Origin of the sequence: Cupriavidus sp. SIMBA_020 (assembly GCF_046535395.1) — a bacterium.
Taxonomy (GTDB): domain Bacteria; phylum Pseudomonadota; class Gammaproteobacteria; order Burkholderiales; family Burkholderiaceae; genus Cupriavidus; species Cupriavidus campinensis.
In genome coordinates, this window is the sequence record NZ_JAWRWU010000011.1 from 16,269 (window position 1) to 37,151 (window position 20,883).

General features: G+C 63.8%; 21 protein-coding genes and 1 pseudogene. 12 read left to right on the plus strand and 10 right to left on the minus strand.

Annotated features, from left to right (window positions below):
- Window positions 1-81 precede the first annotated feature (81 nt).
- From SB751_RS19905 to SB751_RS19940, 8 genes are all read right to left on the minus strand, one after another.
- Window positions 82-327, minus strand: a complete 246-nt coding sequence (locus SB751_RS19905) for a hypothetical protein (protein WP_410748325.1) — start codon at window positions 325-327, stop codon at window positions 82-84.
- 2 nt (window positions 328-329) lie between these two features.
- A complete protein-coding gene (locus SB751_RS19910; protein WP_410748326.1) occupies window positions 330-1,571 on the minus strand; it encodes a DNA methyltransferase in 1,242 nt (413 codons plus the stop codon).
- Window positions 1,571-2,692: a phage Gp37/Gp68 family protein gene (locus SB751_RS19915; protein WP_410748327.1), complete on the minus strand. Its 1,122-nt coding sequence runs from the start codon at window positions 2,690-2,692 to the stop codon at window positions 1,571-1,573. The genes SB751_RS19910 and SB751_RS19915 overlap by 1 nt, the downstream gene beginning before the upstream one ends.
- Window positions 2,689-3,006 (minus strand): hypothetical protein, encoded by a 318-nt coding sequence (locus tag SB751_RS19920; RefSeq protein WP_410748328.1) that lies wholly within the window; start codon window positions 3,004-3,006, stop codon window positions 2,689-2,691. The genes SB751_RS19915 and SB751_RS19920 overlap by 4 nt, the downstream gene beginning before the upstream one ends.
- A gap of 62 nt (window positions 3,007-3,068) precedes the next feature.
- Window positions 3,069-3,437, minus strand: a complete 369-nt coding sequence (locus SB751_RS19925; protein ID WP_410748329.1) for a hypothetical protein — start codon at window positions 3,435-3,437, stop codon at window positions 3,069-3,071.
- Complete coding sequence (locus SB751_RS19930; protein WP_410748330.1) at window positions 3,434-4,639, minus strand: DUF1173 family protein; 1,206 nt, start codon at window positions 4,637-4,639, stop codon at window positions 3,434-3,436. The genes SB751_RS19925 and SB751_RS19930 overlap by 4 nt, the downstream gene beginning before the upstream one ends.
- 11 nt (window positions 4,640-4,650) lie before the next feature.
- On the minus strand, window positions 4,651-5,832 hold the full coding sequence (locus tag SB751_RS19935; protein ID WP_410748331.1) for a 3'-5' exonuclease: 1,182 nt from the start codon (window positions 5,830-5,832) through the stop codon (window positions 4,651-4,653).
- Window positions 5,829-6,278, minus strand: a complete 450-nt coding sequence (locus SB751_RS19940) for a hypothetical protein (protein ID WP_410748332.1) — start codon at window positions 6,276-6,278, stop codon at window positions 5,829-5,831. Before SB751_RS19940 ends, SB751_RS19935 begins: the two co-directional genes overlap by 4 nt.
- Before the next feature lie 161 nt (window positions 6,279-6,439).
- Between SB751_RS19940 and SB751_RS19945 the strand changes: the two genes are divergently transcribed.
- The 8 genes from SB751_RS19945 to SB751_RS19980 all read left to right on the plus strand — a co-directional run bounded on the left by SB751_RS19945 (window position 6,440) and on the right by SB751_RS19980 (window position 13,215).
- Window positions 6,440-6,964, plus strand: coding sequence for a hypothetical protein (locus SB751_RS19945; protein ID WP_410748333.1), 525 nt, complete (start codon window positions 6,440-6,442; stop codon window positions 6,962-6,964).
- A gap of 168 nt (window positions 6,965-7,132) precedes the next feature.
- The gene (locus SB751_RS19950) at window positions 7,133-7,336 is read left to right on the plus strand and encodes a hypothetical protein (RefSeq protein ID WP_410748334.1); all 204 of its coding nucleotides are present in this window, start codon (window positions 7,133-7,135) and stop codon (window positions 7,334-7,336) included.
- Window positions 7,337-7,428: 92 nt separating this feature from the next.
- On the plus strand, window positions 7,429-7,914 hold the full coding sequence (locus SB751_RS19955; RefSeq protein WP_410748335.1) for a hypothetical protein: 486 nt from the start codon (window positions 7,429-7,431) through the stop codon (window positions 7,912-7,914).
- Window positions 7,915-7,926: 12 nt separating this feature from the next.
- Complete coding sequence (locus SB751_RS19960; RefSeq protein WP_410748336.1) at window positions 7,927-8,118, plus strand: hypothetical protein; 192 nt, start codon at window positions 7,927-7,929, stop codon at window positions 8,116-8,118.
- A gap of 137 nt (window positions 8,119-8,255) precedes the next feature.
- Window positions 8,256-9,047 carry a hypothetical protein gene (locus SB751_RS19965; RefSeq protein ID WP_410748337.1) on the plus strand — a complete coding sequence of 264 codons (792 nt, stop codon included), beginning with the start codon at window positions 8,256-8,258 and terminating at the stop codon, window positions 9,045-9,047.
- Window position 9,048: 1 nt separating this feature from the next.
- On the plus strand, window positions 9,049-9,807 hold the full coding sequence (locus SB751_RS19970; RefSeq protein ID WP_410748338.1) for a hypothetical protein: 759 nt from the start codon (window positions 9,049-9,051) through the stop codon (window positions 9,805-9,807).
- Between the two features lie 61 nt (window positions 9,808-9,868).
- Window positions 9,869-12,967 (plus strand): SNF2-related protein, encoded by a 3,099-nt coding sequence (locus SB751_RS19975; RefSeq protein WP_410748339.1) that lies wholly within the window; start codon window positions 9,869-9,871, stop codon window positions 12,965-12,967.
- On the plus strand, window positions 12,964-13,215 hold the full coding sequence (locus SB751_RS19980) for a hypothetical protein (protein WP_410748340.1): 252 nt from the start codon (window positions 12,964-12,966) through the stop codon (window positions 13,213-13,215). The genes SB751_RS19975 and SB751_RS19980 overlap by 4 nt, the downstream gene beginning before the upstream one ends.
- 140 nt (window positions 13,216-13,355) lie before the next feature.
- Here the strand turns inward: SB751_RS19980 and SB751_RS19985 are convergent.
- Window positions 13,356-13,590 (minus strand): annotated as a pseudogene (locus SB751_RS19985) (transposase); the annotation flags it as partial.
- 274 nt (window positions 13,591-13,864) lie between these two features.
- Here SB751_RS19985 and SB751_RS19990 point away from each other — a divergent pair.
- A complete protein-coding gene (locus tag SB751_RS19990; protein WP_410748341.1) occupies window positions 13,865-14,431 on the plus strand; it encodes a TetR/AcrR family transcriptional regulator in 567 nt (188 codons plus the stop codon).
- Window positions 14,432-14,443: 12 nt separating this feature from the next.
- On the opposite strand, the gene SB751_RS19995 is transcribed toward SB751_RS19990, so the two are convergent.
- The gene (locus SB751_RS19995; protein ID WP_410748342.1) at window positions 14,444-15,451 is read right to left on the minus strand and encodes a LysR family transcriptional regulator; all 1,008 of its coding nucleotides are present in this window, start codon (window positions 15,449-15,451) and stop codon (window positions 14,444-14,446) included.
- A 229-nt stretch (window positions 15,452-15,680) separates the two neighbouring features.
- Here SB751_RS19995 and SB751_RS20000 point away from each other — a divergent pair, with 229 nt between their 5' ends.
- The 3 genes from SB751_RS20000 to SB751_RS20010 are packed head-to-tail and all read left to right on the plus strand — an operon-like array spanning window position 15,681 to window position 20,881.
- Window positions 15,681-16,487, plus strand: coding sequence for an alpha/beta hydrolase (locus tag SB751_RS20000; protein WP_410748343.1), 807 nt, complete (start codon window positions 15,681-15,683; stop codon window positions 16,485-16,487).
- 4 nt (window positions 16,488-16,491) lie between these two features.
- Window positions 16,492-17,712, plus strand: a complete 1,221-nt coding sequence (locus SB751_RS20005) for an efflux RND transporter periplasmic adaptor subunit (protein WP_410748344.1) — start codon at window positions 16,492-16,494, stop codon at window positions 17,710-17,712.
- A gap of 4 nt (window positions 17,713-17,716) precedes the next feature.
- The gene (locus tag SB751_RS20010; protein WP_410748345.1) at window positions 17,717-20,881 is read left to right on the plus strand and encodes an efflux RND transporter permease subunit; all 3,165 of its coding nucleotides are present in this window, start codon (window positions 17,717-17,719) and stop codon (window positions 20,879-20,881) included.
- Window positions 20,882-20,883: the final 2 nt, after the last annotated feature.

Consider the following 20,883-nt stretch of genomic DNA (forward strand, 5'->3'; position numbering starts at 1 on the left):
GTCAGGAAATGCCGGCATTATGCCTGCCCGGAACCTGCGCCCAGCGTTGAGGCGCGATGGACCGTTCGAACAGCGACCGCGCTAGGTGGCGTCCATGGCCAGATAGCCGGCCGTCGTATTCAGGAGTTCCCGGCGCGCGGCGTCCTCGAATCCCTGGAGGATCTCGGCATGGTCGCGCAGTGCGGCGCCGATCCGCCAGAACTCGTTGAGCCAGTGACCGGACGGACCCATGGGGCCTCCCAGCTGGCCGGTGGCGATGGCCCCTCGGATGGCAAGGACGGTTTCGGGTTCGGGGTATTCGCGTTCGTTGTCGTCGTACTGCGTCATGGTCATTTCGGTTGGGTGGCCCATTGCAGAGCCGGGTGCATCTGAAAGCCGTGGGATTGGCGGAACAGTTCGGCAGCACCCCGCACGTATTGCAGGATCCATTCCGTTGCAATCCAGCGCCGGCCCAACCGCTCGGCGGCCAGGCCGGTGCGGATCGTCCCACCGAACGGATCGACCACCAGATCCCCCGGCCGGGACAGGAACCGAGTGAAAAAGTCGGGGATGTCGGTCGGCTGCACGGCGCCGTGGGTCGGTAAGCCGAGAGCCTGGGCGGCACGGCGATAGGCGCGGGTGTCCGCACAGCTGTGGCCACGCTCGATGACGTTGCGGGGCAGCCGGCCGGCCGTCTGGTTGCCGAAGGCGCTTTTTCGGATACGGTAGGCGCCGTCTCCGTACACGGCGTTACGAGTCTCGCCGCCGGCGGCCATCAGCTGCTGGTGCCGTTCGGTGTGGGCTTGCAGGATCTGGCGGTTGTCAGCCCGCACGCAGGCGGGGTCGTTGGTGAACCAGAGCACCGGCTCATAAGCCGATGTGAGCTGGACGCGGTCCACGCAGGCCCATCGGGTAGGGCCGGGCGGCTTGCTGTAGTTGACCCAGGGAACGCGGCCCATGAGCGACAGGCCGAGCCGGTCATGCAGTGCCAGCGTCAGGCGCTCTATGTATAGGGAGCGGGCGGGGCTGCGCGGCTCGAAGATGTCGTTCGACACATTGAGGACGATGCTGCCGCCCGGGACAAGCCCTGCAACGATGGGTTCGAGAGCCTCGCACAGGAAATCGACATATTGCGCCTCGGTCGGGTTGCCGTAGGCTCGCGCCTGGCGCAGAGGGTAGGGCGGCGAGGTGACGCACAGCGCGATCGGCTCACCGAGCCCCCGAAACACGTCCTCGTGGCGGGCCCACACGGCCATTCCGAGCGAGGTGCTGAAGGCGACCAGCCGAACACCGTCAGCGGCGCGATCCAGCTCTTTGGTGACTGGCTGCGTCAGCTTCCAGAACCCGGCGCGGTCAGCAACCCGCTCCACGATGCCCATGGACTTCAATGTCTGCTGGTGCCAGCGCACGGCTCGCTTGAACGGGCTGTGCAGGGCACCCGCCGCGCCGACCGGAATTTTGGCGGAAGCTTTGTCGACGCCGATGCCGGCCGCAGTCGCAACTGCGTCGTATAGATGCGCGGTGGCGATGCCTTCAGGTGGCGCCTCGGCGAACGCCGCCGCGACGTGGCCAAACAGGCTCAGTTGATCCATCACATCGCCCCCCGTGCCAGTGCGCGTCCGCAGGCAGCTCCGACGTCGAGCGACGTCACAGGGAAAGCATCATGGACCGCGCCGTCCAGCAGCCGGCCGGAGGCCTTCTTCCCAACTCCGTGCATCACCGTCACTGGGAAGCCGCCTTCGTCGCGTGCGCGCAGGAAGTCTTCTCCGCGCTCGAGCTGCTGGCCATGCCCGTCGAGGCAAATCCCGCCCGCAATCCAGGTCTGGGCCTTGTTCACCCATTGCTGGAAGCTCGCGAATTCCCGGAAGACTGCCTGGCCCGTCGAGCCGTCTACAACCTCCGTGTGCCATTGCCCCCATTGCTTGAAGAGAAAGGGCACGCCGGCGGCGGCGCACTGATCGCGTAGAGCGCGCGGCCATGCGGGATGCATCGGGCGGGCGCCCGCGCCGCTCTCTCCTCCTACGATGATCCAGTCGAGGGAACTTGGCGCGTAGTCGCTGCCGGAGGTGTGCAGGAGGTCGCCGGTCAAAGTCGAGAAGACGTCGACATGGCCGAGCAGCGGCTCCATCGAGAGAAAGCGCGTCTTGGCCGGCGTGCGCAGCAGCTTGGGGATATCGCGGTCCGCTTCGGCCTGATTCACGATCGTCGCACCCAGCCAGATATCGGCGGGCGCATTGCCGGCGATCCAAGTGGCCAGCCAAGGTACGAGCGGATTGTCCGCACAGTCGTCGCGCAGCATCAGCGTGTTAAACGCCTCGCCCAATCGCTTCGAGGCGTTGCCGATGCGCTTGGTGAGCACGAGCTTGTCGAGGTTTGGCGTCTGACGCCAGACGTCAAGCATGTCGATGAACCACGCGATCGGCACCTCGTTGTCGAAGACGTCGGCGAGGCTCGCGCAGAAGACGCGCTGCCGGCGGCCGTGGACAGCGGCGAAGGCAGCGTGCGCCGCATTCCACCGGAACATCTTGCGCCAGTTGGCGGGGGAGGTGCGGCGTCGCGGCGCGCCTGGTCCCCAGTTCGGGGCAATGCCTCCGCCGAACCGCTCGTTGCGGGCTTCAGCATAGCAATGGTCGCAGCCCGGTCCGACCTTCTGGCAACCTTCCCAGGGGTTCCAACTGTGGTCAGTCCATTCGATATTCGTGTTTTCGCTCATGCCTGTGCATCCTCGAACATGTCGATAGTCAGGGGGTCGCGCTCCGGCGCAACGGCCGTAGACGGTTGGGCGGCCTTGCATTTGATGCAGGTAGGCGGCACGGCGCCATACGGTAGCCATCCGCCTCTGCGTTTCATGCGCGTGGCCGTATGGCGCGGCTTGTGTCCGCACAGGGCCAGGCCTTCGGCTAGATCCACCAAATGCACCAGATAGCCGCCCTTGGCTCGCGCGGCAATGAACCGGCGGCCGGTATCAGCCCAGATGGGCGGCTCGGCTCCAGATGGTATGTTTTCTCGTACGGTATGTTTTTCCATATGGTGTGGCTGCGTATGGAGGCGCGGATGGTCGGTACAACGCGCCGGGTTACCTAATCAGCCTATCGAGGCGGTAACGAAGTCAAGCCTTGCGGCGTAATGCCGTAGCGTTCGGCCGCAGCGCGGAGCTGCTCGGCGTCGATGCGATCTGCGGTGAGTGCCGTCAAGACCTCGCGCGCGAATCCATGGAAAGCCTGCAGTTCGTTACCGATGATTTCCCCTACGAAGAGGTACAGCCCGTCTGGCATCCTGCGCACGAGCGTTGTTTGCCGCGACATGCGCAGCAGCAACGATTCGGCAACATCGTGGCCAATCTGCAGATGCCGCTGCAGCAACGCTACGGACGCTGCGCGAAAGCGCTGGACCAGATCCAGTGCGCGGGCATATTCCCGGTCAGCCAGCGCTACCGACGCAATATCAGGCGCCGTCATTTTTTTCGGTTCGAGGTTGGCAGCTGGACGCTGGCGAGCGGGCCAGCCTTGGCGTCCCACTCGAGGAACGGGATGCCGGAGGCGCGGTATTGCGCTCGCTTCTCGGCAATGCGGGAGTCATAGTCGGCATCGCCGGTCATGCCGAGGACCTCGATGACCACCTCCGGCGCAACATCGGTCAAGATGAAGTCCGGGTGGGTGGCAGCCCGGCCGATATGGCGCAGCGGCTTGCGGAACGCGCGCTGCTGCCCGACCAAGTGATCGGCCATGGTCACCTCGTAAGACGAGTCGCATGGCAGGAACTGCCGGTTGGCCAGCATGGCAGCGACATCGACCACCGTCAGGTAGCCGCCCTTGGACCGTTCGACCAGCAGGACCGCAACACAACGTTGGTCGTCCTTGCCAATGGCGGATAGCGCGCCGCCGAAAGAAGCCTGCAGGCGTGCGTAGATGTCCGCCGGCATAAAGAAGCGCTGCGTGCTCTGGCGCAAGACAATCTTGCCGCCGTACTGCGTCGGGCCATGGGAGACGATCTCCCCGATCACGATGCCACGCTTGGTGGGTGCCAGGCGCGCCTGCCACGCCTCGAATTCGGCCAGGATCTCGGTTTTGCGGTCCTGGTCCCAGCGCTGCATGACATGCAGCAGCCCGTCGGCCGGCTTCCCGTTGATGCGGCAATCGGCCAGTTCCGCCGTCAACTGCGACCAGCAGGCGTTCCAGCCCCGCGAGCCCGTTCCCGGCCAGACATTCAACCCGGCCTGCTCCCATGCGTACTCCAGGAACGCGAGCAATCCAGCCGAGCGCCGCTGCGGCTTCGTGCTGAGGCCCGTGGTGGCGCGCCGGACGGACGTGGCGGGTGTGTGCGCGCTGACTGAAAGCGAGGCGTCAAGGCGGATGTCATGGTGTCCTTCCTTCATCCGGAAGGGGTCCAGGTTGTCGCCTGCGCCGGACTTGGCCAGCGCTTGCCGGTTGAACGGGCACCCCTCGGCATGAAGGTGAGCCTGTTCCGGCCACCGCGCGAGCAGAAAGATGTCCCGATGGCGGCGAATGACCAGTTTGGGACGGGGGCGACGGCTGCCGCAGCCGCACTCCGCAAAGCCCTGAACGGTCTTCGCGCGCTCGAGTTGACGCGCGTAGCGGCCCGGTTCCTCCAGCACATCTTCGAGCGGGAATTCGTTTCCGCCGATCCGCACGGTAATCATCCTTTTCCCTCCTAGACGCCGGCTTCCCGGAACATGGTGTACAGGTCGCGGCGGATCTCGCTCACGTCGAGCAGATGCTTGGCGCGCGTCATGGCGACGTAGAGCAGCCGCATTTCTTCAGGGGTCATGGTCATCTTGCCGTCGTCGCCGTTCTTGAACTTGAAGTCGCCGGCGAGCCGCACCCGGCCCCATTCCAGTCCTTTGGCGCGGTGGACCGTGGATACGATGTAGTCGGCTTCGTCCTCGGGGCACACCCGTGTCAGGATCAGCCGCAGGTAGTCCACGCCCTCGCTGTCGATCAGTTTGACCAACGGTTTCAGATCACGACCGGCGAAGGAGTCGGCGTATTCCTGCACCTCATCCCAAGTCTCAAAGAGCGCCAGCGTGGCCGGGTAGCCGATGCGCTGGCCGCGCATGAGTTGCTCCGCGCCATCCGCAAAGGCCCGCAGTTCGTCGACGTTCGCTCGCACAGCAACTCGATCGCCGCGGCCGATGCCCTCGGCCAGATGTGTCAGGACAGTGGCGTTTTTGCGGCAAAGGATGGCGTCAAAGCGGTCCTGACCGGGCGTCGACTCATGCAGGATGCGCGATGTGACGTTGTCCTGGCCTCGCACCGGCGTGTCCTCGTCCATGAGCTGCAGCACGCGGCTGGCAAGCTGTGCGATGGCCGGGCCGAACCGGAACGATTCGGTCAGGGCGCATTCCGGGGCGCGGATATGATCCATGGCGTTGACGGCGCCACGCCACTCGTAGATCTGCTGGTAGGGGTCTGCCTGTGCGGAGCGGCAGAAGCGTGCTGCGCCGTCCATCACCATGCGGGCGACCTTGCTGGGACTCAGTTCCAGTTCCTTGCCGATGGTGGTGGGCAAGCGCAGCTTGCCGAAGCCATAACGCAAGGCGAGCTGATGAGGCGGCTCGACCGGATTCTTGAGCTTGCGAGTGATATCCGGGCTGGTGCCGCTGTAGGCAAGGGAATGGACGGTGCGGCAGCGGGTGTTCTGCGGGAACTTGCGGGCCGCTTCGTTGGCGATTTCCCGGTTAAAGGCCAAGTACAAGCCGCGAGCCCGGCCCCGGGATTCGGCGGCCATGCGTAGCGTGGACGTCTTGCCGGCACCGGCGTAGGCCTTGACCTTGACAGCGCCACCGGCGCGCACTGCCTCGACAACCTGTTCCTGCTCGGCGGTTGGAGTCATGCGATTTCCAGGGCTGTCTGTTCAGGAAGTGTCGCGAGGACACGCCGCCGGAGTGCTAGCGCGTTCGCCCGGGATGCCTCCACTCGCCGCTCGGCCACCCCGCTGACGTTGTCCACGATGTAGGCGAAGTAGAGGGCGGTAGTGGGGCCAGTCCATGTCAGCCACTTGGCACGAATTTCCCCCCGCTGGGCAGCCGGGAGCGAGAAGTAGATGGCGCGTTTCTCGCGCCAGACGCGGGCGTGCAGTCCACGCATCGTTACGTCGAAGCGGTCCGCGCGCCGCTGGCGCCGCGCCAATTCGTCCTCCGCAGAGTGCTGCTCGGCGGCCACGTGCTCCGCAAAGAGGGGGTACCGATCGCGTTCACGCTGCTGTTTCCGCGCGAAGGCGGCCTGGCGGCGGGCGTTGAAATTGATGGGGTCGTGGCGTCCGAATGGGGTGAATCGCATGGCGGCTAGGTATGGAATGGTCTAAGACCAAGATACCGGCCCTATGTCGAAGTCAAGCCGGCCGGGGGGCGAACTTCGCCGTCAACCATTTTCCCGGCTGGAAATCCGGCGTAGGTGCCGAAAGCGATAGAATTTCAGGCGTCTTTTACCGAAAAGCCCCCATGTCATCCCACAACCCGCCGCCCCGCGAGATCTCCCTGGGCAACCGCCCCAAAAACGAACCGGAGTTCGTTTCGCCGGGTGAGCCTCAATACGGCGAGATCGCCCGCCTGGACGCCTTCACGTTCAAGCGCTATCTGGACAGGGTGTTCTGGCACCCGCGGCCGGAGGTGCTGCGCTTTGAGGTTCGGGCTATCCCCACTTCCGTGGGGAGCGTCTATGACGTGGTCGCCATCGTAGGCCAGGGTGAGGGCGAGATCTGGTTCTCTGAGGCTGCCGTGCCGATGCGATGGGACTATGTGGCCATCTCGGAAACGACTGACGGCCTCGGCCGTCTGCAGCGCGAGCAGCTCAAAGCTGACGGGAAGCTGCCCCGGGACTACAGGCCTTTCGTAGGGGGCGAGCCGATGCCGGACTATTCTCACCTTGAGAACCCGGAAGAGGTCGCACAGCGCCGGTGGGATGTCGTCAACAGGATCCGTGAGGCGAACCGACAGGCGCGGGTCGCCAACCGAAAGCCGTTTTAAGGTCCACCGCCGGGCGTCTTGTCCACGCCGCAGAGGCGCGGTAAGATTCGCCCGTTTCTCCGCGCTTCTGCGCATCGACACCGCCGGCTTACCGGCCATCTTTTTTCCTTCACCCATTGGGGCTTTGTCCCTAATGGGCCATGGCTCCGTCCTTCCTCTGGAGCCATCATGTCCCTCATTGAAAGTCGTGAAACGGCCGCCGCCATCGTTGCGCTGGTCGTAATCCTGTTCGCGGCGCTGTTCTTCATCGTCACCACGCAGAGCCTCGCGCTGTTGTCTTTTCAGCTCTCCACGCTGGTGATTGCCATCCTGGCCATCGCCGCCCTGTGGGCGCTGTCGACGTTCTCGCATCTGTCTGGCCAGCCGGCCTGACCATCGCCGCGCTTGCCTCTGGGCTCGCGCGGCCCTCCACCCATCCGGGAAATGTCCCGGTGGGGCGTTTCCCGTCCTATAAAGGAAACGCCATGACCCACCCCAAAACACTCGATTTCGAGCTCGGACCAGTGCCGGCCGAGGAAGCGTGCGCGCAGGTTGGCCACGACGACTACAGCGAGCGTTCGCGCCGCGAATGCGCCGTGTATATCCGGCAGTTGCAGCGCGTCTTCGGCAATCCGGATCCCGCAGCCCTGCGCTTTGTTCGCCGCGGCTTTCCCCATGAGCTGGGCCGCTATCACGAAGTGGTAGCGGTCATGACAGCGGAAGGCGCCGATCTGTTCGACGAGTCGCTGGTACCCAGTGAATGGGACCACATCGCGCGCGCCGAGCTGACCTGGCTGCGCCTGCATCACAAGTGGCGGGAAACGGTGAGAGCGCGTCCCGCAGCGATTGAACTTGTGCCGGACATCTTCCATCGTACGGAGATTCCCGACTTTCCGGACCACCCTGCCGCAATGTGGTGGGCGATGGGCTTCATGCCCCTGCCGGCTGGCCTTGCTATCTCGATCCACTAAGGGAGGCGTGCCATGACCAATACCGTCGCGAAGCCGACCATCGTGGTGCATCTGGATGGTGGCCTGGTTTCGTATGTAGAGAGTGACGTCCACGTCAACGTGATCATCGCCAATCATGACCTTGATGGCGTAGACGAAAGCGAAGTCAAGACCTTGCCGGATGGCAGCAGAGCGACCGTGTGCCGAGAGGTATCGGCGACGTGAGTCGCCAGTCCGCTTTGTACTGGATGGCACTCACCCCTTAACCCATTAGCAGCGCATTTCAACGCACGCTGTCTAGTTTTCATTCCCTCGGGAGACCATCCCGAAGTGCGGTCTCCCATATTCATTGAGAGACCGACATGTACAACCAAATCATCGAAAAGTTCATCGCGGCCCAGCATGCGGCCCGCCAGGCGTACCAGGACGCCGCCAATTTCGAGCGTGAAGCTCTGGCCGGCACGGGCACCGCTGAGCCGTTCTTTGCCGTCAACGTCCGTTCCGAATACCGTGAGGAAGAGGAACTGAAGAAATTCTGTTTCGCGCTGGCCAGCAACGTCGTCAGCCGCGCGCGTCGTCAGTTTGCGCCGGTGGGTGCGCGACTCGACATCGACAACGACGCCGAGTACGACCGCGCGGGCCTGGATATCGGCAAGGCGTTGAAGAAGGGCGAGATCCCCGATTTGGACAAGCTCTGGGCGTCGCTCACCGCGCATTACAACGGTGATGGTGGTGCCGCCACGGCATACCGCCAGGCAGCAACCCGCATCGTGCGCACCCTCGGCCTGCACCGCAACCCGGAAGTGAAGCGCTCGTCCGCGGGTGTTGTCCTCAAGAAAGCCATCTATACCGAGACCGCCTGGAACTCGAGCCGCCGAAAGGTGTGCTACCACAGCACGCAAATGACCGCGGATTGCCTGTCGGGCTTGGCGACGTTTGCGGGCAAGGCCGGCAATGTTGCGCTGGCCAAGCGGCTGGAGAGCATCGATCTCTACCGGCTCGAGTACTCGTCGCGCGAGAAGCTGACCATGCCGGGCTTGGACATCACCTTGTTCAACGACAAGTGGGAATTCAAGTTCGCGCACGATATGGCGGAGGCGCTGATGCTGTTTGTCGGCGAGTACGGTCAGGAGGCCATGCAGGAGCGGCACTGAGATGTACAACGCGCTTGTTGAAGCTTTTTGCGCTGCGCAGAACGCCTCCCTCGTGGCCTTCGAGCGAGTCCGTTCGCTTGCCGCCACGGTTAGTGCGGATCCCGCCATAGTCCCTGTGTCCGTCGACCAAGCCGGCGAGTTTCGTCGGTTTCTTCGGCGAGTCGTTGCCAGCCTGATCGACCGGGCGAGCACGGAGTTCGGCATCGAGGGCGCCCCTGTATGCATCGACGAGACGCGGATCCCGGTGAACGGACACCCGAACATCTGGGAAGCCATTCGCGCCGGCGACACCCCCGATCTCGACCGCTACTGGCGAGTGCTGACCGAACGCTACCAGGCCGGCGGCCGCTCGTTGGCGTACCGGCAGGTTGCCCAGACGCTCGCCACGACCCTGCAGCTCGATCAACCGAAGGCCGTTCGCCGGCATGCGAAGGTGGTGCGCCTGCGGCTGAACGCTCCATCGGTCCCTGTCGATGCGGGACGTCCTTCACGGCGCATTGCTCCCGAGGCGCACGCGGAGGTTCGCGCGAGCCTGTTGGCCATCGCGGCCTACGCGAGGGCTGCCGGCGAACCCGCATTGGCGGGATGCCTGCGCCAGTTCGATCATGGAGAAGTCTTCGTTGCGCAGCAGCGCAGGACTTTCCCCGGGCTGGACGTTCTTCAATTCAACGAGTACTGGGAGTTGCGGTTCACCGCGCCTGTCGGCGAGCGCCTTTTGGCATTCGTCGCCCAGCACTTGCAAGAGCCTGCTGCTGCTTAAGCAGTTCGGCACCCCCTCAATTGCCCCGTCGTTGACGGGGCATTTTTCTTTTCAGATCCCTATGACTCATTGGTACGAGCCCTTGCGGGCCATCGTCAGCCTCGGTTCCCAAGCTGACAAGATCGCCCACATGGGCGAATTGCACGCCGCCCGTCAGCGGCACCTCTCACAGTTTTTCACGCCCGACGCCATCGCCCGCCTGATGTGGGGCGTCGTTGATGGCTGGCGCCCTGGTCGCAAGCTCTCTGTGCTCGACAACTCCGTCGGCTCCGCACGGCTGTTGCAGTACGCGGATCCGGCGGTGCACTGCCTGTTCGGGGTGGACGTGCATGAGCCGGCCATCGCGGCAGTACAGCAGTGTGTGGAGGCCGCAGGATTCGAAGGTAGTTTTCGCATGGCTGGAATGGAGGAAATCCAGCCTCGGAACTTCGACGTGGCGGTCATCAACCCGCCATTTTCGATACACCTTGAATCGCCGCATCTGCAGCCCTTCGGATGCACCACGTGGGGCCGGTTCGGGCCGAACAGCAGCGCGCTCAGCCATGAATACGCGCTGGCGCAGGCTCTCGAAGCTGCACAGGTTGTGGTCGCGTTGCTGCCGACGAGTTTTGTCGACCGCTTCGTGAACGTCCTGGACCACCGGGACGCGCACAGCACCGCGGCGCAGCGTGTGGTCGGGATCTTTGATCTGCCGCCCTCCGCATTCCGTGAGGAAGGCGCAACTGTGAACACCTCCATCGCCGTGTTTGGCCGCTACCGGACGGGTCGCGTTGTGCGCCAGGCGCATGGCGATTTCACCGTTCCGCTGCCCCAGCTGGACCTAAACGTGGACGACCGCCATTTCCATCAGCCGCGCCTGAACCATCAGGCGTTAGACGATACCGGCCCTGCCATCACGAGGGGTGTTACCTCGCAGAAACGGGTACGCATTGCCCATGACGGGCGCCGTATTGTCTTCGGATTCGATTGCGGCTTCGTCGAAGCGATGGTGCTAAACCGCGTTCTGGACCGGAGAATCCTGCCGTTGGACGGCCAGCGTCTGCCGCGGGGCATGCGCTACGCCGGCGGCGGGCGGCTCGATCTCGAGGCCTACCTGGTGCAGGACGACCCGATGGCAGCGCTGGACAGTCTCTTGACGCTGGTTCGTGAGGCCGGCGGCGTGCCGGAATTGGCGCCGGGCTTCCTCGAGCACTTCCGGAAGCGACTGCGCCGCAGCGCGCGGCAGGCCACGCCTTTGCGACACACCGTCTGGACGACCGGCGTGAATGCCGCTGAGGCTATTAGCGGGGTGGCTGTCAAAAGCCATGTCGCAGATCCGCTGAAGTGGGGCAGTCCCGTGATCAAGGCGGGCGAGGCCGTAGGTTTCGCCAGACAGCCGGACGGCCGCTACGCTTATTGCGCCAGCGGCTCCCAGTTCGTGTTGACGCTGGACGAACTTATGAGTCGCTATGCCGTCAACCGGTCGGCCCAGACATGGGAAACCGTGCACGAAGGCCTCTCGGTGAAATGCCCGGAACAGGCGCTTGCGCTGCGCCGGCGCATGCAGGCGCTTGGCATCGATCGGTGGTTGAACTGGGAATTCCAACAGGATGACCTCGTGGAGCTGCTACAGAAGCCTTGCGGGGCGGTCGCCGCCTGGGAGCAGGGGTGCGGCAAGTCGCGATTAGCCGCAGCGCTGATCCTCCTAGCCGGCGTCAAGCACGGGTTAATCGTCGTGGAGGCCCGGCTGGTCCCGGAAATGCGTGCCGAGCTGGCGCAGATTCTGCCTGCGGCCGCGGTGCACGTCATCGACTCGGCGGAAAGCCTTGGGACGCTCGGGCAGATCAATCTCATTGCCTATGAGCGGCTGCGCATGCCGGTGTGCCGGTCTTCCCGGCGCGTCACGTACGCGCACCGACTTCGACGCCGGATCGGTCTGCTGGTGGCCGACGAAGGGGAGCGCCTATCGAATCCGAACAGCGATCAGAGCCGCGCGCTCTGGCAACTGTCGGCGCGGCGCCGCTACATCCTCACCGGGAACCCCATTGCGAACTATCCCCGAGATGTCTTCGGGCTGATCGCCTTCACCGGTGGGGACGGCACTGCAGCACAGCCGTACGGATATCGCAGGGGATACCTCGATAGCCTCTGGCTAAACACCGTGCAATACGCGCGACGCGGCGTGGACCGGTTCCGGGACGACTTTGTCGTGCTGGAATGGGTGACCTGGGAGTTCGCGGAAAGCTTGCAGGACGGGGCAAAGCGGGAGGTGCCGAAGATTGGCAATTTGCCGCTGTACCGCCAAATGTTGGCGCCGCACATCAAGCGGCGGCTGGTTTGCGAGCCTGACGTGGCCAGGTACATCCAGATCGATCCACCGGCAGTCGAGGTGGTCGAGACGGATTGGGACCCTGCGCACCTGTCCCTGTATCTGCGCACGGCAGACGAGTTCGCAGATTGGTATCGGGATATCCGTCGCACTGACGGGCGCTCGAACAACCTGATCGCCATCCTGGCGCGCATTCGCGCGGTGCACTTCGCCGCCAATTACCCGCAGCACGGGGTAGATGGCGTGGGTGCGCTGGGGCAGTTGACCAGCAAGCAGCGGGCCGTGATCGAGCGTCTGGAGGCTATCGCCGCAGAGGGTAAGCAGGCCATTTTGTTCGCCGAGAACCCCGGGGTGATCAACCTGATTGCCAGCCAACTCAAGGTCCGAGGCGTTGAGACAGTGCCGTTTCACGGCGGCATCCCCATCACGAAGCGCGTGGCCGACAAGGACAAGCGTTTTGTGAACGGATCGGCCACCGGACTGCTGTGCACGAAGGGGTCAGGCAGGGCAGGGTACAACCTGCCCAATGCCGACTATGTGCTTTTCTATGACCGCTCGTGGACGTGGCGAATCGAGTATCAGGCGATGCGACGCGCGCTGCGGTGGAACCGGAAAGGCCAGTTGAAGGTGGTTTATTTCCATTTGCCGGGCAGCATCGATGTCTACCAGGACCAGCTGGTGGCGCACAAGCGCGATGCCATGGAGGCCGGGTTGGACTGGGCCACTCCGGAACTGGAAGACGAAGCGTTCCTGCACATGGACACGCTTCTCGATGCCTTTGTCGAGGATCTGGCGTCGCTTCACGGCCGCAAGAACCGCGATCAACGCCAACTGCTCAAGGAGGCAGCATGAAAGCCAACGAGTGCAACGTCATGTTGGGAGAGGGGCTCGCCACGATCAAACGGCGCGGAACGCGTGGCAAAACCGTTGCTCGGATCCTCGGCACCGTAGAAGCGGACGGCGTCGAGGTCTTTTGTCTGGATCGTCTCGTTCACGGGATCTTTGAGACCGAGATGGACGGTTGGCATGTCAGCGGGGCGGTTACCACCTTGATGGCCAGGCCCATCGGACCTTCTCCGGTGAAAAGAGGGCTAAATTGACGAGCTTTCCGGGTCATCCGACCCAACATTCGACCATATGATGATTCCTGTAGCGCGACCCCGCTACAGGCTCTCTCAGATGGACCCGTTCCTACCAGCCCCCACTCTCGTGGGGGCTTTTTTTTGGTTCAACGAGGAATTTAGGGGGACAGGAAGAGGTACCTCGTCCCGATGCCGTATGCCCGGCGCTTGATAACCTTGATGGTGTTGTTGATGCCTTCAAATGCCGGCGTCGGGCGATGATGCCGTGCCAATAGGTTTGCAAGCGCTGCGCGAACAGTTCCAGGGACGGAATCTGGTGCCTTGCCTGGGAGCCCTAGTGCTCCCAGGCATTCTAGGCCCACGCCGGCGGCGGTGGAACCACAGACGTCTGACAGGGTACAGGCGCAAGAACGATCGGGCCGTTCCCGGGTCGTCGCAGTTCAGTCAGTATTCCCATTTTTCGGGCGGCAGGATTACGACCCGGCGCTTTCCGTCCCCTGGCACGGGCCGGAGCGGTCCGTCGCCTTTCCCGAAACGGACGCTAACCTGGCGCGTTGCTCCCGAAATGACCCATCCGCGCGGGATGAGGTCTGTCAAGGTTGTCGGCAGGATACTTACGCGCGACAATGTGCGCCATATCGTCAATCGCTGAATCACTGCGTGCAACATGGGACATTCGAAGGAGGCAAAGGCCTCCACGCGTCAGCGCATACTTGACGTCGCCGCACAGCGCTTTCGCGAACATGGCTTGTCCGGGATCGGGCTGGCAGAGATCACGCGCGAGGCGGGCATTACGCCAGGGGCGTTTTACCGGCATTTCTCGGCGCGCGAGGCGATGCTGGCTGAAGTCGTGCATGTTGCCGCGCGCAGTCTTGATGCGTGGGCGGCGGGATCGTCCGATGCGCCCAGTGCAGTGCGCAATTACCTCAATGCACCGCATCGGGACGCGCCTGGTGTCGGCTGCCCCTTGGTGGCGCTGGTGCACGACATTGCGCACGCGGACCCGGCCACACGCGATGCCTATACGATCGAGGTGAACCGCGTGCTGGATTTCCTGGAAGGACTTAACGAGGCGGAAGGGCATGCCGATGCCCGCGCAAGGGCGCTGCTTCAACTCTCCGCCTGCGTCGGGGCGATGGGGTTGTCCCGCGCCGTCAGCGATCCCGCGTACTCGCAAGACCTCCTCGATAACGTGGCGGAGGGTCTGGTTCAGTTCTCCACGCCGCAGCGCTAGGAAGCAGGCATCCTACAGAACGACTTCGTGCTCGCGCACGATCGCAGGGACCACTACCGGGCCGCGAGCGGATGCACCTGTGGGCGGCGTTGCACCAGGACATTCGCCTTCATCTGCCGCCAGCAGCGGGCAGCATTCGAACATCTGCGCCACCCAGTCGACAAACACCCGTACCTTTGGCGCCAGATGCCGGTTCTGTGGGTAGATCGCCGCAATTGGACTCGGCCGTGGCCGCCATTGCGGCAATAGCTCCACCAGCGCGCCGCTGCGCAGATGCTCCTGCACCATGAAGCGTGGTGCCTGCAGCATGCCGGCGCCGCTCAAGCCATACGCCACGTAGGCATCGGCATCATTGAAGCTCACGCGGCCGCGCGTCGCCACTTCCACCGGATTACCGTCCACGATGAAGTTCATGTCCAGCGTGCGCCCGGTGCGGTTGGAGAAATAGTGGATGGCGGTGTGGTGCGCCAGATCTGCCAGCGTGCGCGGCATGCCATGGAGGGCGATGTAGGTGGGGCTGGCCACCGTAGCCATGTGCATGTCGCCCAGGCCGCGCGCCACCAGACTGGAGTCCTGTAGCGGTCCCACGCGGATCGCGCAGTCCACGCCGTCCTGGATCAAGTCCACGAGCTTGTCGCCGTAGCCCACCACCAGTTCGATCTCGGGAAAACGCGCATGGAAGGTGTGAAGCCGGGGCACGACGATGGCGCGACCGATGGCAGCCGGCATCTCCACGCGCAGCCTGCCCATCGGCCCTTGGCCGGAGCGAGTCATAGCCACCTCGGTCTCGGCAATCTCCCCGAGAATGCGCATGCAACGCTCGTAATAGTCGGCGCCCTCTGGCGTCAACCTGAGCTGCCGCGTGGTGCGGTTGATTAGCCGCACGCGCAAGTGCGCTTCCAGCGCCTGAATTATCGTGGTGGCCGACGTGCGCGACAACCCCAGCGCCTCCGCCGCGCGCGAGAAGCTGTTCATCTCCACCACGCGCGTGAAGACTTCCATTGCCTGGACTTTATCCATCGTCTTGCCCCTGATTGGTGCGCCGGACCGGAACGCCTAGGTGCGTTACGGGCCCGATTGTTCGGTCACGCCAAATTGTGTTCTGGATTATGAACGTTTACCAGAAGTTCCCAATGTACCAGACTTCGTGCATCGCAGCATTTGCAAATCCAGGCAGCCCCTCATGGTCCCGAATGGCCAATCACCTCCTGTAACGACCCGCGTGGAAAGCGTGCGGATTGCGGGTCACGTGCAGCCGATTCCCTTGCGCATCTACGTGCCGGTCGGACTAGACGTCCGGCCTCCCGTGGTGCTCTACCTGCACGGCGGCGGTTTCGTGCAGGGCAGTGTGGCGTGCGCCGACGCGGCAGCGCGGGCCATTGCCGCCGCCACCCCCGCCGTGGTGATTGCGGTGGGCTATTCACTGTCACCCCGGTTTCCGTTTCCTGTACCGCTTGAGGACGGGTATCTGGCAGGGCTTTGGGCCTTGGCCAATGCGGGCACTTACGGCGGTGACGCGCGCCGCATGGGTATCGCAGGTCACGATGCCGGCGGCAACCTCGCGGCCGGCATCGCGGCCATGGCGCGTGACCGCAAGGACCTGACGCTGCTCGCGCAAGCGCTGATTGCCCCGCTACTCGACCCCAGCATGACCCGGCTGGCCGATGGCGGGAGGCTGGTTGGGGCCGATCTCTCGGTGAGCGACTGCGCCATGGCCTATCGCGCCTACTTGCCTGACGTTCTCCAGCACTTGCACCCCTACGTGGCGCCGCTGGAGTCGCGTCGCCTGCAACGGTTGCCGCCCACGCTGATCGTGAGCGCCGCGCACGACCTGTGCCACATCGAAGGCGAGACCTACGCTCGCGAACTGATTGCGGCGGGCGTGCCGACCGAGACCACCCGCTACGCCGAGGCGTCGCACCAGTCGATCGTGACCCATGCCGGCGCGCTGGCCGACGTGGCAGCGTTCTTCGCTCGCCGTCTCCACGCTGCCGAAGCCGGCCCGCGCCGCGCGCAACGAACATCCCATCCACAAAGACACGCTTCGCAGGAGTGAAGTCATGGAACAACGTAGATCCATTTTCCGCCGTCCACCGGTGCTGGCGGGCGTCGGTGCCGTCATGGTGGCAGCCGGGTTGGCAGCCAGTGTGGCGCTGATCGAAACAAGCGCCGCCGCACCGCCGGCCGCCGCTGCGCCCACGGAGGTGACCGTGAAGTCGCTGCAGCCGGAGGACGTGCGCGTCTGGGCCAGCTTCTCCGGGCGACTCAAGGCGGTGGACGAGGCGCTCGTCCGGCCGGAGGTGAGCGGGCGCATCGTGGAAGTGAAGGTTCGCGACGGTCAGTCCGTACGCGCCGGCGAGGTCATGTTCGTTATCGATCCGCGGCCGTACGAAGCCGCCGTGGCGCGCGCGAGTGCCGACCTCGCCTCGGCGCGTGCGCGGGCGGAGTTTGCCACCACAGAGTACGACCGCGCCAAGGGCCTGATCGCCGCCGAGGCGATTCCCAAGAGCGTGCACGACCAGCGCGGCAACGAGTACCGCATGGCCCAGGCGGCGGTGCTGGCCGCCAATGCCGCGTTGCGCCAGGCCAGCATCAATCTCGACTATGCCTACGTCAAGGCACCCATCGCTGGCCGTATCAGCCGTGCCGAATTGACGGTTGGGAACCTAGTGCAACCGGGGCCCAACGCTCCGGTGCTCACGCGTATCGTTTCCAATGATGGGATCTATGCGGACTTCGAGGTGGACGAGCAGAGCTATGTCCGCTCCATCCGCAATCACGCGGACACGCAAAGCAAGGAACAGCAGATCCCTGTCGACATGCGGCTCCAGGGCGATACCGAGCACGTCTATCAGGGAAAGATCTACACGTTCGACAACAGCATCGATGTGAACACCGGCACCATCCGCGCGCGAGCGCGCTTTGCCAACAAGGACGGCGCATTAGTGCCCGGCATGTTCGTCTCCATCAGCCTGGCCGGCAGCGGAGACACCCGTGCGCTACTGGTGCCGGACGTGGCGGTGGGGTCCGACCAAAGCAAGAAGTTCGTCTTCGTGGTGGGGCCGGAGAACAAGATCGTCTATCGCGAAGTGGTGCTCGGCGCGGGCGTCGATGGCCGGCATATCGTGCTGAGCGGGCTCATCGCGGGCGACCGCGTGGTGACCAAGGGCTTGCAGTTCGTCCGCCCCGATGTGGTGGTCGCCCCGAGGGAGGCCGCTCCCGAGGCGGTGAAGAGCGCATCGGCTGGCCCGGCGCGGGGCACGCCGCCCCTGGCGGAGTGACAGCATGAACCTCTCGAAATTCTTCGTTGATCGGCCCAACTTCGCGGCGGTCATTTCCATCATCATCTTCCTGGCCGGGCTGATCGCCATCCCCAAGTTGCCGATCTCCGAGTATCCGGAAGTGGTGCCGCCGTCTGTGGTGGTGCGCGCGCAGTTTCCTGGGGCCAATCCGAAAGTCATTGCCGAAACCGTGGCAACACCGCTCGAGGAGCAGATCAATGGCGTGGAGAACATGCTTTACATGTCGTCCCAGGCCGCCAGCGATGGCCAGATGACGCTTACCGTGACGTTCAAGCTCGGCACCGATCCGGACCTCGCCACGCAACTGGTGCAGAACCGCGTCAACGAGGCACTTCCGCGGCTGCCGGACGTGACCCGGCAACTTGGCGTCAGCACGGTAAAGAGTTCGCCCGACCTGACCATGCTGGTGCATTTGGTCTCGCCCGACAACAAGTACGACATGCTGTACCTGCGCAACTACGCACGGCTCAACGTGAAGGACGAGTTGGCCAAGATCAGCGGCATCGGCCAGATCAACATGTTCGGCTCGGGCAACTACGCCATGCGCGTCTGGCTCAACCCGCAAAAGGTGGCCGAGCGCAACATGAACCCCGATGAAGTCGTGGCAGCCATCCGCAAGCAGAATATCCAGGTGGCGGCAGGCGTCATTGGCGCCGCGCCGTACGCGGATAACGTCGAGATCCAGTTGCCGGTGAATGTGCAAGGACGCCTGACCGATGTCGATCAATTCGAGAACATCATTGTCAAACGCGACGGCGGGGTGGTCACCTACCTCAAGGATGTTGCGCGGATCGAGATTGGCGCCAGCGACTATGCCTTGCGCGCGCTCCTGGACAACAAGCAGGCGCTGGCGCTGGTGATTTTCCAGTCGCCGGGCGCCAATGCCATAGAGATCTCGAACAACGTGCGGGCATGCATGGAGGAACTGAGCAAGCGGTTCCCGAAGGGGCTGGAGTACCGCATCGCCTACGACCCCACCACATTCGTGCGTGACTCGATCTCCGCCGTTACGCATACGCTGATCGAGGCCATCGTGCTGGTCGTTCTGGTGGTCATCCTGTTCCTGCAGACCTGGCGTGCGGCGATCATCCCGCTGCTGGCAGTGCCCGTGTCCGTGGTCGGCACGTTCGCGGCGATGCATGCGTTCGGGTTCTCGATCAACGCGCTGTCGCTGTTCGGGCTGGTGCTGGCCATCGGTATCGTAGTGGACGACGCCATCGTGGTGGTTGAGAACGTAGAGCGCAATATCGCCACGGGGCTTTCGCCGCGTGATGCGACCATCAAGGCCATGAAGGAAGTGACCGGCCCGATTATCGCTATCGCGCTGGTGCTATGTGCCGTATTCGTGCCGATTGCCTTCATCAGCGGCTTGACAGGGCAGTTCTATCGCCAGTTTGCGCTGACCATCGCGTTTTCCACGGTGATCTCGGCCTTTAACTCGCTGACGCTGTCGCCGGCACTGGCGGCGCTATTGCTGCGTGCGCACGATGCGCCGCAGGATCGCTTGACGCGGATGATGGACCGGCTGCTCGGTGGCTTCTTCGCCAGATTCAACCGCTTCTTCCACCGCAGTTCCGAGGCGTACAGCGGCGGCGTCAAGCGCGCGCTGCATCGCAAGCGCGGTTCGATCGCCATTTATGTGGTGCTGCTAGGGGCCACGGCACTGGGTTTCAGCAAGGTGCCGTCGGGCTTCGTGCCGATACAGGACAAGGGGTATCTCGTGAACCTGGTCCAGCTCCCGGACGGTGCCACCCTGGAGCGAACCGAGTCGGTCGTGCGGCAGATGACCGACATCGCCGCCAGGGAGGCGGCCTTCCGCAACGCGGTGCAATTCCCCGGGCTGTCGCTGAATGGCTTCATCAACAGTTCTTCTTCGGCAGCCGTATTCATGGGCGAGAAGACGTTCGATGAGATGCGCGAGATTGGCTCTTCCGGGCCAGCCATGGCGGCCGCGCTGCAGAAGCAGTACGGCGCCATCAAGGACGCGTTCATCGCTGTGTTTCCGCCGCCGCCCGTGCAAGGGCTGGGCAATACGGGCGGCTTCAAGCTCCAGATCGAGGATCGCGGCGATGCCGGTTACCTGGCGCTGAGCAAGACCGTCAACGCCGTGCTGGAGAAAGCGCGCAAGGCGCCCGAGCTGGCGGGCGTGTACTCCACGTACAACGTCACCACGCCGCAGTTGTTTGCCGATGTCGACCGCATCAAGGCGTCGCAGCTGGGCATTGACGTGGATGACATCTTCAAGACCATGCAAATCTACCTCGGCTCGCTGTATGTGAACGACTTCAACAAGTTCGGCCGGACCTACCAAGTGATAGCGCAGGGCGATGCAGGCTTCCGTTCGTCGCGTGATGACATTCTTCGGCTCAAGGTGCGCAATGGCGAGGGCAAGATGGTGCCGTTAGGCGCGGTGGTCACGTTGAGCGACACCAGCGGGCCGGAGAGCGCGGCGCGCTACAACGGCTATCGTTCGGCCGATATCAATGGCGGTCCCGCTTCCGGTTACTCCACGGGGCAGGCGCAGGCTGCGATCACCAGGATCCTGGACGATACGCTGACCGGCGAGATGACGTTCGAATGGACAGAACTTGCCTACCAACAGATCCTGGCCGGCAACACGGCGCTGATCGTGTTCCCGATCTGCATCCTGCTGGTGTTCCTGGTGCTGACCGCGCAGTACGAAAGCGTGTTCCTGCCGCTGGCTATCATCATGATCGTACCGATGTGCCTGTTCTCGGCCATCATGGGCGTTTGGTTGACCAAGGGCGACAACAACCTGTTCACGCAGATCGGCTTCTTCGTGCTGATAGGGCTCGCGTGCAAGAATGCCATCCTGATCGGCGAGTTTGCGCGGGAGTTGGAGATCGAGGGAAAGTCCACGTTTGCGGCGGCGGTGGAGGCGGCTCACCTGCGGCTGCGGCCCATCCTGATGACGTCCATCGCGTTTATCGCCGGTGTGCTGCCGCTGGTGCTGTCGCACGGTGCCGGTGCCGAGATGCGCCATGCCATGGGAGTGGCGGTGTTCTTCGGCATGATCGGCGTGACGTTCTTCGGCTTGTTCCTGACCCCGATTTTCTATGTGATGGCGCGCGCATTGGAGAAGCGCGTCACCAAGACCGAAAAGGTGCATCACCATGTTGAAGCTTAAGC

Bases quoted from the DNA above. Each gene is read 5' to 3' on its own strand.
- SB751_RS19905 (WP_410748325.1), bottom strand. From the start codon at position 327: ATGACGCAGTACGACGACAACGAACGCGAATACCCCGAACCCGAAACC.
- SB751_RS19910 (WP_410748326.1), bottom strand. From the start codon at position 1,571: ATGGATCAACTGAGCCTGTTTGGCCACGTCGCGGCGGCGTTCGCCGAG.
- SB751_RS19915 (WP_410748327.1), bottom strand. From the start codon at position 2,692: ATGAGCGAAAACACGAATATCGAATGGACTGACCACAGTTGGAACCCC.
- SB751_RS19920 (WP_410748328.1), bottom strand. From the start codon at position 3,006: ATGGAAAAACATACCGTACGAGAAAACATACCATCTGGAGCCGAGCCG.
- SB751_RS19925 (WP_410748329.1), bottom strand. From the start codon at position 3,437: ATGACGGCGCCTGATATTGCGTCGGTAGCGCTGGCTGACCGGGAATAT.
- SB751_RS19930 (WP_410748330.1), bottom strand. From the start codon at position 4,639: ATGATTACCGTGCGGATCGGCGGAAACGAATTCCCGCTCGAAGATGTG.
- SB751_RS19935 (WP_410748331.1), bottom strand. From the start codon at position 5,832: ATGACTCCAACCGCCGAGCAGGAACAGGTTGTCGAGGCAGTGCGCGCC.
- SB751_RS19940 (WP_410748332.1), bottom strand. From the start codon at position 6,278: ATGCGATTCACCCCATTCGGACGCCACGACCCCATCAATTTCAACGCC.
- SB751_RS19945 (WP_410748333.1), top strand. From the start codon at position 6,440: ATGTCATCCCACAACCCGCCGCCCCGCGAGATCTCCCTGGGCAACCGC.
- SB751_RS19950 (WP_410748334.1), top strand. From the start codon at position 7,133: ATGTCCCTCATTGAAAGTCGTGAAACGGCCGCCGCCATCGTTGCGCTG.
- SB751_RS19955 (WP_410748335.1), top strand. From the start codon at position 7,429: ATGACCCACCCCAAAACACTCGATTTCGAGCTCGGACCAGTGCCGGCC.
- SB751_RS19960 (WP_410748336.1), top strand. From the start codon at position 7,927: ATGACCAATACCGTCGCGAAGCCGACCATCGTGGTGCATCTGGATGGT.
- SB751_RS19965 (WP_410748337.1), top strand. From the start codon at position 8,256: ATGTACAACCAAATCATCGAAAAGTTCATCGCGGCCCAGCATGCGGCC.
- SB751_RS19970 (WP_410748338.1), top strand. From the start codon at position 9,049: ATGTACAACGCGCTTGTTGAAGCTTTTTGCGCTGCGCAGAACGCCTCC.
- SB751_RS19975 (WP_410748339.1), top strand. From the start codon at position 9,869: ATGACTCATTGGTACGAGCCCTTGCGGGCCATCGTCAGCCTCGGTTCC.
- SB751_RS19980 (WP_410748340.1), top strand. From the start codon at position 12,964: ATGAAAGCCAACGAGTGCAACGTCATGTTGGGAGAGGGGCTCGCCACG.
- SB751_RS19990 (WP_410748341.1), top strand. From the start codon at position 13,865: ATGGGACATTCGAAGGAGGCAAAGGCCTCCACGCGTCAGCGCATACTT.
- SB751_RS19995 (WP_410748342.1), bottom strand. From the start codon at position 15,451: ATGGATAAAGTCCAGGCAATGGAAGTCTTCACGCGCGTGGTGGAGATG.
- SB751_RS20005 (WP_410748344.1), top strand. From the start codon at position 16,492: ATGGAACAACGTAGATCCATTTTCCGCCGTCCACCGGTGCTGGCGGGC.
- SB751_RS20010 (WP_410748345.1), top strand. From the start codon at position 17,717: ATGAACCTCTCGAAATTCTTCGTTGATCGGCCCAACTTCGCGGCGGTC.